Raw genomic sequence first — 12261 nt, 5'->3', positions numbered from 1 at the left:
CTCTCCAGCCGTCCAATCTCTGCATAGGCCGTTTATAGGCACGCGGTCCGGCGAAAAACAGGGGTTCGCTGCGTGAATTTGGTGTTAGAGGCGTGGCGCAATGGACAACCCTGCCAATACCCCCCGTGACCCGGAAGCCGAAGAGGCGCTGATCCGGGCGGCGCTCACGCCCGAAATCAACCACCGCCTGCGCTCGGCCCGCATCGTCGCGCGCCGCGCCGTGATCGTCGCCGAGGCCGGCGACCTGTCCGACGCGGGGCGCAACGATCTCGAAGGCGCGATCACCTCTGCCCTCGGCGCCCTGCCCGAGGTGGACGAGGTCCGCGTCGCGCTCACCGGAGAGCGCCGCCGCCGCCGGCTGATCGCGGTGGGCTCGGGCAAGGGCGGGGTCGGCAAGTCGACGCTCACCACCAATCTCGCGGTCGCGCTGGCGCGGATGGGCCGCCGCGTCGGCGTGATCGATGGCGACATCTACGGCCCCTCGCAGCCCAAGCTGCTGAAGACGGAAGGGCTGAAGCCCGCCGCCACCCCCGACGGCAAGCAGCTGGTCGCGATCGACAGCCCCTATGGCGTCAAGGTGCTCTCGATGGGCCACATCGTCGCGCCCGGCAAGGCGCTCGCCTGGCGCGGGCCGATGACCGGCAAGGCGCTCTCGCAGCTGGTCGATGCCGACTGGGGCGAGAGCGATCTGCTGCTGGTGGACCTGCCGCCGGGAACGGGCGATGTGCAGCTCTCGATGCTCTCCGCCCACAAGCCCGACGGGGCGGTGCTGGTCTCGACCCCGCAGGATCTCGCGCTGATCGATGCCGCGCGCGCAGGCCAGCTGTTCGATCAGGGCGAGGTGCCGATCATCGGCCTCGTCGAGAACATGGCGGGCTATTGCTGCCCCGAATGCGGGCACATCAGCGATCCTTTCGGCAGCGGGGGCGTGGAGAAATTCGCCGCCGCGCTCGAGATCCCCTTCCTCGGCCGGGTGCCGCTGACGCTGGCGACCCGGATCGCGGGCGACAAGGGCGTTCCCCCTGCCGCTGGCGAGGGCGAGGAAGCCGCCCCGTTCCGCGCCATCGCCGAAAAGCTGGCGCGCTGGCTGGATACCGGGAAGCTCTAGGGCATGGCGATCACGCGGCGCGGACTGCTGGCGGGGGCGGCGGCCGGAGGTGGCCTCGTGGTCGCCTGGTGGCTGATGCCGCGCAGCTATGCGAGCCCGCTGGTCGCGGCGAGCGGCGAGCACGTGTTCGGCGCCTGGCTCAAGATCGCCACCGACGGGGTGGTGACGGTCGCCGTCCCGCAGCTCGAGATGGGGCAGGGCATCACCACGCTGCTGCCGCAGATCGTCGCCCAGGAACTCGGCGCGGACTGGCGGCAGGTCGCGGTCGACCCCGCGCCGGTCTCGGGCGCCTATGCCAATGTCCCGCTGGCGAGGAAGTGGATGGCGCTGTGGGACCCGGCCTTTGCCGGCCTTTCGGAAGGCAGCGACGATCTCATCGCAACGCGCTTCGCCCAGTCGCGGCGCTTCAACGCCACCGCTGCGGGGACCGCGCTCGAAGCCTACGAGGTGCCCGCCCGCGAAGCCGCCGCCGCCGCGCGCGCGATGCTGGCGCAGGAAGCCGCGTCGCGCTGGGGCGTCGCATGGGAGGAATGCGAGGTCGAGGGCGGTTTCGTCACCCACGGCAGCCAGCGCGCGAGCTTCGGCGAACTGGCCGAGGCGGCGGCGGAATGGACGCCGCCCGATCCTCCGCCGCTGCGCCCCGAACCTCCGCGCGAGAAGCCGCTCCCCGCCGATGTCGACGGCGCGCCCGCTTTCCCGCGCATCGACCTGCCGTCCAAGGTCGACGGCTCGTGGCGCTTCGCGGGTGACGTGCGCCTGCCGGGGATGGTGTTCGCCTCGATCCGCCACGGCCCGGTCGACGGCTCCGAGCTCGCCGGCTTCGACAGGGACGCCGCCGCCGGGATTCGTGGCCTTGCCGGGATCGTCGAGAGCAAGCGCTGGCTGGCGGTCGCCGCCGACACCTGGTGGAGCGCGGAAAGCGCGCTCGCCGCGATGAAGCCGCGCTTCACCACCGCCGCCCCGGTCAACAGCCCCGACATCGCCGCGCGACTCGGCACGCTGCTGACCGCGGGCAAGGCCCATGTCATTGCCGAGACCGGCTATGGCCGCGAGGCGATGCAGCGGGTCGACATCGGGCGGCGCTACGAGGTCGAACCGGCCTATGCTGCCCCGGTCGAAACCGCCACCGCGACCGCGCGCTTCGCCGACGGGCGGCTCGACCTGTGGATCGCCACCCAGGCGCCCGAACAGGCGCGCATCGCCGCCGCCCGGGCGATCGGCATCGCGACCGAGGACGTCGCGCTCTACCCCGTGGCCGCCGGCGGCAGCTTCGACGCGCGGCTTGAGCACGACCACGCGATCGAGATCGCCCTGATCGCGCGCGAGCTCGGACGCCCGGTGCAGCTCGTCTGGCCGCGCCGCGACGAGCTGATCCGCGCCCGCCCGCGCGCGCCCTACTGGATGCTGCTCGGCGCGCAGGTCGCCAAGGGCGGGACGAAGGGCGAGGGCGGCGCGATCGACGCGATGCGCATCCGGATCGCCACGCCCCCGGGCGCCCGCGAGTTCGGCAAGCGGCTGTTCGAGAACCTCACCCCCGCCGCCGCCATGCGCGAGACGGCGGGCGAGCCCGATCCGCTCGCCTGCGAGGGCGCGGTGCCGCCCTACCAGATCCCGGCGCTGCTGGTGGAGCACATCCCCGCCGAGATCGGCCTGCCCGTCGGCCGGGTGCGCGGCAATTCCCACGGCCCGACGATCTTCGCGATCGAGAGCTTCATCGACGAGATCGCGGCCAAGCACGGGCGCGAGCCGCTGTCGTTCCGGATGTCGATGCTGGGCGCCGACGTCAGGCTCGCGGCCTGCCTCCAGCGCGCGGCGCAACTCGCCGGGTGGGACGGGGGCGCCGACCAGAGCGGGCAGGGCCTCGCCTGCGCCCGCATCGGCGAGGGGCCCGAGGCCGCCCGCATCGCCTGCGTCGCCACCGCCCGGCAGGGCGAGGGCGGGGTGCGGGTGATCCGCCTCTCGGCCGCGGCCGACATCGGGCGGATCGTCAATCACGACATCGCCAGACAGCAGATCGAGGGCGGGCTGGTGTTCGGCATCGGCATCGCGCTCGGCAACCCGCTGGAGCTGCGCGCGGGCCTTCCCACGGTGGCGAGCGATGCGGCGCTCGGCCTCCCCACGCTTGCCGATTGCCCCGAGATGCGGATCGAATTCATCGAGAGCGAAGCCCCGCCCGCCGATCCGGGCGAGCTTGGCGCGGTGGTCGCGCCGCCCGCGATTGCCAATGCGCTGTTTTCGGCTACAGGCTTGCGGCTGCGGCGCCTGCCCCTACTTTCGGACGGCATATGACCCCGACATTTGTGCCACAGCCAGGGCAGGCAATCGCCGCCTGCCGGAAACGAAACGTGCACCGCGCGTTAGGCCGGTCATGACCTGGCAGACCCAGCGCCTTCCGGGCGACCATCCTCCTGCAAAAAGCGGCCGCATCGGCGTGCTGCTGATCAACCTCGGCACGCCCGACGGGCCCGACCCCGAATCGGTGAAGCGCTACCTCAAGCAGTTCCTCTCGGACACGCGGGTGGTGGAGATCCCGCCGATCGCCTGGCAGCTGATCCTGCGCGGCATCATCCTCAACACTCGGCCCCAGAAAAGCGCCAAGGCTTACCAGAAGATCTGGACCGAGCGGGGATCGCCGCTCGCCGACATCACCGCCCGCCAGGCCGAGGCGATGGCGGGCAGGTTCGGCGACAAGGTGCAGGTCGACTGGGCGATGCGCTACGGCAATCCGTCGATCGAATCGCGTCTCACCGCGATGATGGCGGACGGCTGCGACCGCATCCTTATCGCCCCGATGTATCCGCAATATTGCGCCGCGACGACGGCGACGGTGTTCGACGAGATCGCCCGCGTGCTCAAGGCGATGCGCTGGCAGCCGACCCTGCGCTTCGTGCCGCCCTATCACGACGATCCCAACTACCTCACCGCCCTTGCCGAGGACCTCACCCGGCAGGCGCGCGCGCTGTCCTTCACCCCTGAGGTCATGCTGCTCAGTTTCCACGGGATGCCGCAGCAGACGCTCGAGAAGGGCGATCCCTATTACTGCCACTGCATGAAGACCGCCCGCCTGCTGCGCGAGATGCTGGCGCAGCGGCCCGAGTTCGAAGGCGTGCGCTTCGAGACCACCTTCCAGTCGCGCTTCGGCCCCGCCGCATGGCTCGAACCCTCGACCGACGCGACCCTGATCGCCGAAGGGGAGAAGGGCACCAAGCGCCTCGTCGTCGCCGCCCCTGGCTTCGCGGCGGATTGCGTCGAGACGCTCGAGGAACTGGCGATCGAGGGGCGCGAGGAATTCTGCGAGGCGGGCGGCGAGGATTACGCCGTGCTCGACTGCCTCAACACCTCGGATGACGGCCTCGCCATGATCGAGACCATGCTGCGCCGCGAGCTTTCCGGCTGGATTTGACGCGGAGCATTATTTACACCAGAGTCAGTTGCGAATCCGAACCTTCACCGGAGCATCGAGAGAGACATGGCCACCCTTGCCGAAGCCCCGCAGGACACCGAAGCGACCGGCGGCAGCGCCCCCTCCGGCGCACCCCGCCACTGGAACGAACAGCGCCTGACCGAAGCCGATCTGGCCCACATCCCCGGAGAGGCGGGCTGGCCGCTGGTCGGCAACACCTTCACCATGCTCGCCGACCCGCACGCCTTTGCCGAGCGGATGATCCGCACCCACGGCAAGGTCTACAAGAACCGCGCCTTCGGCGGCTGGCAGGTTGCCCTCATCGGGGCCGAGGCGAACGAGCTGCTGCTGTTCAACAAGGACAAGATCTTCTCCTCCGAACAGGGCTGGGGCCCGATCCTCGACCAGCTGTTCCCGCGCGGGCTGATGCTGATGGATTTCGAGCATCACCGGATTGACCGCCGCGCGCTCTCGATCGCCTTCAAGCCCGAGCCGATGCGCCACTATTCGGGCGCATTGAACCGCGGCATCGCGCGCGAGGTCGCCACCTGGGCGGGGCCCAAGACCTTCTATCCGGCGATCAAGAAGCTCACCCTCGATCTGGCCGCCGACAGCTTCATCGGCCTGCCCTGGGGGCCGGAAGCCGACAGGATCAACGAGGCCTTCGTCGACATGGTGCAGGCCTCGGTCGCGCCGGTGCGCCGGCCGCTGCCCTTCACCAAGATGAAGAAGGGCGTGGATGGCCGCGCCTACCTCGTCGATTATTTCACCAGGGAAACCCTGCGCCGCCGCGCCGAGGGCGGGGGGCAGGACATGTTCAGCCAGTTCGCCACCGCCACCCGCGAGGACGGGAGCCTGCTGCCGGTCGACGAGGTGGTCGATCACATGAACTTCCTGATGATGGCCGCGCACGACACCATCACCTCCTCGGCGACCTCGCTGATCTATCACTTGGCCACCAACCCGGCCTGGCAGGAGAAGATCCGCGAGGAGATCATGGCGGTCACGGGCGGCCCCGACGGCGACGGCAACCCGCGCCCGCTCGACTACGACGATCTGGCGAAGCTCGACCTCACCGAAATGGCCTTCAAGGAATCGCTGCGGATGATCCCGCCGGTTCCCTCGATGCCGCGCCGCGCGCTGCGCGAGTTCGAATATGGCGGCTACCGCATCCCGGCGGGCGCGATGGTGGGCATCAACATCCACTGGACCCACCATTCCGAGGAATACTGGGAGAACCCCTACGCCTTCGATCCGATGCGCTTCACGCCGGACAAGGTGAAGGCGCGGCACAAATATGCCTGGGTGCCCTTCGGCGGCGGCGCGCACATGTGCCTGGGGCTCCACTTCGCCTACATGCAGGTGAAGATCCTGATGGCGCAGCTGCTCCAGCGCTACCGGATCGAGGCCGCGCCCGGCTACAATCCCGAGTGGCAGGACTGGCCCATCCCGCAACCCAAGGACGGGCTGAAGGTGACCTTCACCCCGCTCTAGGCGTGTTTCCTACTTGGCGCGTCTGGCGTAACCGGCAGGCGGCTCTTTGCGATCGTCGGGTCATGCCGACCCTTGGGCGGGGGTGTTTCCGCACGGCTGAAACGGCCGCTGGGATGCCAATTTGGCCGGCAAAGTGTCAACTTCAGTTTTGCCGTGCAAGCCTTTGAAAGATCATCAGAATTCCTGCAGGATTGCGAAGTTTACAGTGTCAACTTTGTAAACTTCGGCTCAGAAATCGACCGCGATCCCGTCCTTCTCCCAATCGCCGTAGCGGGTGGGGGAGAGCTTCTCCTCGTTCGCGACGGGCTTCGGCGCGGGGACGGGATCGTTGGTCCAGTGGGCCGGCTTCTTGAAGGCCTTGGCGGCCTCGGACTTTTCCTTGGTCATGCCGTCCCAAATGCGCGTGCTGGCACTTTGTTTCAAGGACGGTTAGGGGCGCAGGCATGGCTCTCCCCCCCGGACTTCCCGTGCGCCGCGCCGCGCTGCGCCTGCTCGACGCCGTGCTGCGGCGGGGCGAGACGCTGGAGCAGGCGGAAGGGCCGGCGCTGGGCGATATCCGCAAGGCCCCCGACCGCGCCCTCGCCCGCGCCATCGCCGGGGAGACGCTGCGCTGGCTGACGGACCTCGACGCGCTGATCGATTCGGCGACGAAGCAGCGCCTGCCCGAAGACGCCAAGGCGCGAATGGTGCTGCGGCTGATGCTGGCCCAGACCCTGCGGCTGGAGACGCCCCCGCACGCGGTGATCGCGACCGGCCTCGCGCTTCTCGAAGGCGGCCCGCGCAGGCTTGCCCACGGGGTGTTCTCGGCGCTGGTGAAGCAGGGCGCGGCCCTGCCCGAGGTGCCGACCCTGCCCGAGCGTGTCGTAGCCCGCTGGGGCGCGGAGCGGGCCGCCGCGATCGCGCCCGGCCTCGCCTTCCCGCCCGAGCTCGATCTCGCCCTGCGCGACCCTGCCGAGACGCAGACCCGCGCGGTGCAGATGGGCGGCATCAGCCTCGCCCCCGGCCATGTCCGGCTGCCGAGGGGCGCGGCGGTGGAGAGCCTCGAGGGCTTCAGGGAAGGTGCATGGTGGGTGCAGGACCTCGCCGCCTCGCTCCCCGCCCGGCTGCTGAGGCCGGGAGATGGCCGCAGCGCGCTCGACCTCTGCGCCGCGCCCGGGGGCAAGACCATGCAGCTTGCGGCGGCGGGCTGGAAGGTGACCGCGCTCGACCTGTCGAAGCGGCGGCTCGACCTCTTGAAGGACAACCTCAAGCGCACCGGTCTCAAGGCCTCGCCGGTGCGGGCCGACGCCTTGGCGTGGGAGCCCAAGCACCGCTTCGACGCGATCCTGATCGACGCGCCGTGCACCGCGACGGGCACCTGCCGCCGTCACCCCGATGTGCTCCACCGCATCGGCAAGGGGCTGGTGGCGGAGATGGTGGAACTGCAAAGGGCGCTGGCCGCGCGGGCGGCGGGCTGGCTGAACCCCGGCGGGGTGCTGGTCTATGCGGTGTGCTCGCTCGAGGCCGAGGAGGGCGAGGAACAGGCGGCGTGGATCGACGCCGAACTGGGCCTCGCGCCTCGGCCGGTGATGCCGGACGAACTCCCCGCCGGCCTCGCGCCCACCCCGGAGGGCTGGCTGCGCACCCATCCGGGGTTGCTCGCCGGGCAGGGTGGGCTGGACGGGTTCTTCGTGGCCCGGTGGGTGAAGTCATAGCCACACCATCGCCCCGGACCTCATCCGGGGCGACAGTGATCGAGGTCAGTCCCTCACTTCACGTATTTCTGGAAGCTCTTCCTGAGCTTCATCAGCTTGGGCGGGATCACAGCGAGGCAATAGGGGTTCCGCTGGCCCTCGCCGTCCCAGTATTCCTGGTGGTAGTCCTCGGCCGGATACCATTCCGCCGTCTGGACGCCGCCTGACAGGCCTTCGATGGTGGTGACGGCCGTCTTGCCGTTCTCGGCATTCCAGCGCGCGATTGCGGCCTCGGCCTCGGCGCCCTGCTCGTCCGACAGCGGGAAGATCGCGCTGCGGTACTGGGTGCCGATGTCGTTGCCCTGGCGGTTCAGCTGCGTCGGATCATGCGTGCCGAGGAACACGTCGTAGATCTCGGGCAGGCTGATCACCGCCGGGTCGAAGGTCACGCGGATTCCCTCGGCATGGCCGGTCGTGCCGGTGCACACCTCCTTGTAGGTCGGGTTCGCCTTGGTGCCGCCGATATAGCCGCTCTCGACGCTCTGCACGCCCACCACGTCGCGGAACACCGCCTCGGTGCACCAGAAGCATCCGCCTGCAATGATCGCCGTTTCCAAGTTGCTCATCGAATTCTCCGTTGCTTTGTGCCAGAGATAGGGCAGCACCCCGCGCGTTGCCACGTGTGGCCTGCCGATTATTTCCATTTGTCCGGAGAGAGACCCGATGAACAAGCCGATCCTCGCCCTCGCCGCCGCGAGCGGCCTCGCCTTCGCCGCGCCCGTGCTGGCGCAGCACGCCGGCCACGAAGGGCACGGTGCCGAGACCGAAGCGCACATCAAGGACACCGCCGCCTTCATGAAGCATCACGGCGAGGCGCTGTCGGGTGCCATCAACCACCCCACCCGCAACGAGGACCGCGCCCGTGACGTGCACCGTCACCCGGCCGAAACCCTCGCCTTCTTCCATGTCGGCCCGCACATGAAGGTCGGCGAATACTCGCCCGGCGGCGGCTGGTATTCGCGCCTGCTCGGCCACTATCTGGGCGGCGAGGGGCAGCTGGTTGGCCTCTACACCAACCCGCTCACCGCCTCCGCCGACCCGGCCCGCCAGCAGCGCATCCGCGATGGCGCTGCGGGCTTCGGCAAGGAAGTGGCGGGCTACACCGGTCTTCCGGAAGAGAAGTTCAGCGGCCTCACGCTCGACAAGGCGGCCGAGCAGAAGGGCACCTTCGACCGCATCCTGGTGATCCGCGCGATGCACAACATCATGCGCGCCGGGATCGCCGACACCGAGATCCGGGCGATGCGCGAGCTGCTCAAGGACGACGGGCTGATCGGCATCGTCCAGCACCGCGCCAAGGCCGATGCGCCGTGGTCCTACGCCAACGGCACCAAGGGCTATCTCAAGCAGCAGGACGTGATCGATTTCATGCGCCTCAACGGCTTCGAACTGGTCGCCTCGAGCGAGATCAACGCCAACGCCAAGGATCCGGCCAACCATGCCGAGGGCGTTTGGGAAATGCCCCCCACGCTCGCCACCAAGCGCGAGGACCTTAAGAGCCTCGGCGAGAGCGACCGCATGACCCTGCTGTTCAAGAAGGCGAAGTGATCGCCGCACCCCGGGGGCGAGAGGTTCCCCCCCGGGGCGAATCGCTGTAGGGGCGGCCGCATGACCGCCATCACCGTCGCCGCCCTGCAGCTCCCCCTCGGCTCCGATGACGAAGCCGCCAACATTGCGGCCGTCGCCGCGCTGGTCGAGGAGGCTGCCGCGCAGGGTGCGCAGCTGATCCTGCCGCCCGAGCTGTTCAGCGGCCCCTATTTCTGCCGCGAGGAGGACGAGGCGCTGTTCGCCCTCGCCCGCCCGCTCGCCGAGCACCCGAGCGTGATCGCGATGCAGGCGCTCGCCGCGAAGCTGAAGGTGACGATCCCCACCAGCTTCTTCGAGCGGGATGGGCACCACTACTACAACACCCTCGCCATGATCGGCCCGGATGGCGGGATCATGGGCACCTATCGCAAGAGCCACATTCCCGACGGGCCTGGCTACGAGGAAAAGTACTATTTCCGCCCGGGCAATGACGGGTTCAAGGTGTGGGACGTGCCGGGCGAGGGTGGCGCGCGCGTCAGGGTCGGCGTCGGCATCTGCTGGGACCAGTGGTATCCCGAAGCCGCCCGCATCATGGCCCTGCTGGGCGCGGAGCTGCTGATGTATCCGACCGCGATCGGTTCGGAGCCCTATGACCCCGGCCTCGACACCAGCCGCATGTGGCGGCGCGCGATGCTCGGCCATGCGGTGTCGAACTGCATGCCGGTGGTGGCGGCGAACCGCATCGGCGAGGAGTGCGGGCAGCGCTTCTACGGCCACTCCTTCATCACCGACGAATGGGGTGATTTCGTTGCGGAGTACGGCGCGGGGGAGAGCGGCGTGCTGGTGGCGCGGCTCGATCTCGCCCGCGCGGCGACGCACCGCGCCGGCATGGGCTTCTTTCGCGACCGCCGCCCCCAGCTCTACGGGCGCATCGCCGAGGACATCTAGGCGCGAAGGCCCGCTTGAGCAGCACCTATCTGATCGCGCTGGGGAGTAACCGGCGGCACCACCTCTACGGCGCGCCCGAGGGCGTGGTGCGCGCCGCGATGGAGGAGCTTGCCGCCTTCGGCACCGTCACCGCGCGCTCGCCCGTGATGACCACCCCGGCGATGGGCGCGGCACGGCGGCGCTTCGCCAATGCCGCGCTGGTGCTCGAGACCGAGCTCGCCCCGCCGGCGCTGCTGGCGGCGCTCAAGCGCACCGAGCGGGCCTTCGGCCGGCGGCGCGGCCGGCGCTGGGACGACCGGGTGCTCGATTGCGACATCGTGCTGTGGAGCGGGGGTGTCTGGCGGTCGGGCATGCGGGGCGAGGGCCTCGCCATCCCCCACCCGGCCTTCGCTTCGCGGCGCTTCGTGCTCGATCCGGCATGCCGCATCGCCCCGCGCTGGCGCGATCCGCGCAGCGGTTTGACCCTCGGCCAGTCCCAAGCCCGCTTGACCCGCCCGCGCCCCCTGCCTAGGTGAGCGCGCTCGCCGCGATAAGGCGCAGCGCGTGGGCCCGTAGCTCAGTAGGTAGAGCAGCTGACTTTTAATCAGCGGGTCACAGGTTCGAATCCTGTCGGGCTCACCATTTGTTTTTGTTCTGTTTTTTTGGCTTATCGGCGTGCTAGGTTTCGCTGAGAAAAGGCGGTCTAGCAATCACCTAGCTATCACGATGGGGAGAAATTTGCTCGCGCAGCTCATTGCGGCTCGTCTGCCAGAAGGCGCGCGGCGCAGCTTTCACATGGGAGGATTGCCCAGTGTCTCGATTTCTCGGGATTGAGGGCGAGCCATCTAAAGATTGATCAATTTTCCGTCACGAAGGCCTTCGATTCGCTGGATGTAATTCGAGTACATCCCGACGCGCGCATACTGCTCAGGAATGCGATAGCGCAAAGCAAGCTGATGGTCTGTGATCAGTCCTGCGCCATAATCCTCTCGATAGTGCCGCCGCAATTCGAGCGGGAAGAGGGTTTCCAAGGCAAGGATCTCTGCAAACTGCTCAGAGTCATGAGGCGCGAACGCTTCAAGCGTTGCACTAGCGTCCGACACAAGGAGCTCTGACAGCTTAAGCAGTGCATCCATGCCCGTAACGCGGTTGGTGGGATCACCCCGAAGCCCGCCAGCTTGCTATCCCACACGAAGGCATCCTTCGCCCCCGGCTTGAGTGTGTCGAGCAGTTGCTTGGTAATCCGCGCGGTTGCCATGTGATTGCTATTCCCATTGTCAGCAATCACCATAGCAGGAAGAATGGGGAACAACAAGGAAACATAGGGACGATGGCCCCAGCAAAGTCAGGGCGCAGCTAAATTCACGCCGAGAGAGTAGCCACTAACTTTTAATCAGCGGGTCACAGGTTCGAATCCTGTCGGGCTCACCAATCTTTCTGCGCGACCCCTTCCGCCCGCGCGCGGTTCGCGGTGCCTGTGCCACGGCACGGCCCGGTTTGGTGAACATCGCGCCGGACCCGGCGGTTGTCCCCGCATCATCGCGAGGGAGACGAGCATGGGACCGCAGCACGACAGCACCGGCAGCAACCCCTACTGGCGTTTCATGGCGATGATCGCGGCCGGAACGGTGGTGATGTTCGGCCTGATGTATCTCAACACCTACGCCCTTGATCATGTCTTCTGGAGCGAGACGCGGTTCTTGATGGCCTTCGTGATGGGGGCGGCGATGATGGTGGTGATGCTCGCCTTCATGTGGGGGATGTATCCCAGCCCGGCGCGAAACCTGATCGTCCTTGCCGTCGCGGCGCTGGTCTTCGCGATCGCCCTGTGGCTAGTGCGCAGCCAGCGGACCGTGACCGACACCGAATACATGCGCGCGATGATCCCGCACCACTCGATCGCGATCCTGACCAGCACCCGCGCGCAGATCCGCGATCCCAGGGTGCGCGCCCTGGCCGACGAGATCGCCGCGACCCAGCGCCGCGAGATCGCCGAGATGAAGGCGCTGATCGCGGATATCGAGGCGAACGGCGTCAGCACCGGGGCGGGCGCGCCGCGCTGAGCGGCA

At 68.5% G+C, this 12261-nt stretch carries 12 protein-coding genes and 1 tRNA gene; 10 read left to right on the top strand and 3 right to left on the bottom strand.

Translation table 11 applies throughout. From position 1 onward, the window contains the following. The first annotated feature begins 100 nt into the window (after positions 1-100). From ACMX37_RS14260 to ACMX37_RS14245, 4 genes are all read left to right on the top strand, one after another. On the top strand, positions 101-1108 hold the full coding sequence (locus ACMX37_RS14260; RefSeq protein WP_483146563.1) for an Mrp/NBP35 family ATP-binding protein: 1008 nt from the start codon (positions 101-103) through the stop codon (positions 1106-1108). A 3-nt stretch (positions 1109-1111) separates the two neighbouring features. After that, positions 1112-3397, top strand: a complete 2286-nt coding sequence (locus tag ACMX37_RS14255) for a molybdopterin cofactor-binding domain-containing protein (protein WP_483146562.1) — start codon at positions 1112-1114, stop codon at positions 3395-3397. A 79-nt stretch (positions 3398-3476) separates the two neighbouring features. Then, positions 3477-4511 (top strand): ferrochelatase, encoded by a 1035-nt coding sequence (hemH, locus tag ACMX37_RS14250; RefSeq protein WP_483146561.1) that lies wholly within the window; start codon positions 3477-3479, stop codon positions 4509-4511. 66 nt (positions 4512-4577) lie between these two features. Next, a complete protein-coding gene (locus ACMX37_RS14245) occupies positions 4578-6005 on the top strand; it encodes a cytochrome P450 (protein WP_483146560.1) in 1428 nt (475 codons plus the stop codon). A gap of 228 nt (positions 6006-6233) precedes the next feature. Here the strand turns inward: ACMX37_RS14245 and ACMX37_RS14240 are convergent, their stop codons facing one another. Next, positions 6234-6392: a DUF1674 domain-containing protein gene (locus ACMX37_RS14240; protein WP_483146559.1), complete on the bottom strand. Its 159-nt coding sequence runs from the start codon at positions 6390-6392 to the stop codon at positions 6234-6236. Between the two features lie 56 nt (positions 6393-6448). Between ACMX37_RS14240 and ACMX37_RS14235 the strand changes: the two genes are divergently transcribed. Then, a complete protein-coding gene (locus tag ACMX37_RS14235; protein WP_483146558.1) occupies positions 6449-7699 on the top strand; it encodes an RsmB/NOP family class I SAM-dependent RNA methyltransferase in 1251 nt (416 codons plus the stop codon). Positions 7700-7752: 53 nt separating this feature from the next. On the opposite strand, the gene msrA is transcribed toward ACMX37_RS14235, so the two are convergent. Next, a complete protein-coding gene (gene msrA / locus ACMX37_RS14230) occupies positions 7753-8304 on the bottom strand; it encodes a peptide-methionine (S)-S-oxide reductase MsrA (protein ID WP_483146557.1) in 552 nt (183 codons plus the stop codon). A 97-nt stretch (positions 8305-8401) separates the two neighbouring features. Here msrA and ACMX37_RS14225 point away from each other — a divergent pair, with 97 nt between their 5' ends. From ACMX37_RS14225 to ACMX37_RS14210, 4 genes are all read left to right on the top strand, one after another. Next, entirely contained in the window at positions 8402-9286 is an 885-nt protein-coding gene (locus tag ACMX37_RS14225) for a class I SAM-dependent methyltransferase (RefSeq protein WP_483146556.1), read from the top strand. A 60-nt stretch (positions 9287-9346) separates the two neighbouring features. Then, positions 9347-10213 carry an N-carbamoylputrescine amidase gene (gene aguB / locus ACMX37_RS14220; RefSeq protein ID WP_483146555.1) on the top strand — a complete coding sequence of 289 codons (867 nt, stop codon included), beginning with the start codon at positions 9347-9349 and terminating at the stop codon, positions 10211-10213. A 14-nt stretch (positions 10214-10227) separates the two neighbouring features. Further along, on the top strand, positions 10228-10728 hold the full coding sequence (folK, locus tag ACMX37_RS14215) for a 2-amino-4-hydroxy-6-hydroxymethyldihydropteridine diphosphokinase (protein WP_483146554.1): 501 nt from the start codon (positions 10228-10230) through the stop codon (positions 10726-10728). 30 nt (positions 10729-10758) lie between these two features. Continuing rightward, a tRNA-Lys gene (locus ACMX37_RS14210) sits at positions 10759-10834 on the top strand. 203 nt (positions 10835-11037) lie between these two features. Here the strand turns inward: ACMX37_RS14210 and ACMX37_RS14205 are convergent. Continuing rightward, complete coding sequence (locus ACMX37_RS14205) at positions 11038-11328, bottom strand: hypothetical protein (protein ID WP_483146553.1); 291 nt, start codon at positions 11326-11328, stop codon at positions 11038-11040. A gap of 420 nt (positions 11329-11748) precedes the next feature. On the opposite strand from ACMX37_RS14205, the gene ACMX37_RS14200 reads away from it, so the two are divergent. Further along, entirely contained in the window at positions 11749-12255 is a 507-nt protein-coding gene (locus ACMX37_RS14200) for a DUF305 domain-containing protein (protein ID WP_483146552.1), read from the top strand. The last annotated feature ends 6 nt before the right edge of the window (positions 12256-12261 follow it).

It is taken from the genome of Porphyrobacter sp. THAI-01a (genome assembly GCF_056868655.1).
Note: the sequence above shows the minus strand (reverse complement) of the source record. Positions and strands in the feature narration are given on the sequence as shown.

What these genes read in the sequence shown, in the direction of transcription:
- ACMX37_RS14260 (WP_483146563.1), top strand. Translation starts at nt 101, where the DNA reads ATGGACAACCCTGCCAATACCCCCCGTGACCCGGAAGCCGAAGAGGCG.
- ACMX37_RS14255 (WP_483146562.1), top strand. Translation starts at nt 1,112, where the DNA reads ATGGCGATCACGCGGCGCGGACTGCTGGCGGGGGCGGCGGCCGGAGGT.
- hemH (WP_483146561.1), top strand. Translation starts at nt 3,477, where the DNA reads ATGACCTGGCAGACCCAGCGCCTTCCGGGCGACCATCCTCCTGCAAAA.
- ACMX37_RS14245 (WP_483146560.1), top strand. Translation starts at nt 4,578, where the DNA reads ATGGCCACCCTTGCCGAAGCCCCGCAGGACACCGAAGCGACCGGCGGC.
- ACMX37_RS14240 (WP_483146559.1), bottom strand. Translation starts at nt 6,392, where the DNA reads ATGACCAAGGAAAAGTCCGAGGCCGCCAAGGCCTTCAAGAAGCCGGCC.
- ACMX37_RS14235 (WP_483146558.1), top strand. Translation starts at nt 6,449, where the DNA reads ATGGCTCTCCCCCCCGGACTTCCCGTGCGCCGCGCCGCGCTGCGCCTG.
- msrA (WP_483146557.1), bottom strand. Translation starts at nt 8,304, where the DNA reads ATGAGCAACTTGGAAACGGCGATCATTGCAGGCGGATGCTTCTGGTGC.
- ACMX37_RS14225 (WP_483146556.1), top strand. Translation starts at nt 8,402, where the DNA reads ATGAACAAGCCGATCCTCGCCCTCGCCGCCGCGAGCGGCCTCGCCTTC.
- aguB (WP_483146555.1), top strand. Translation starts at nt 9,347, where the DNA reads ATGACCGCCATCACCGTCGCCGCCCTGCAGCTCCCCCTCGGCTCCGAT.
- ACMX37_RS14205 (WP_483146553.1), bottom strand. Translation starts at nt 11,328, where the DNA reads ATGGATGCACTGCTTAAGCTGTCAGAGCTCCTTGTGTCGGACGCTAGT.
- ACMX37_RS14200 (WP_483146552.1), top strand. Translation starts at nt 11,749, where the DNA reads ATGGGACCGCAGCACGACAGCACCGGCAGCAACCCCTACTGGCGTTTC.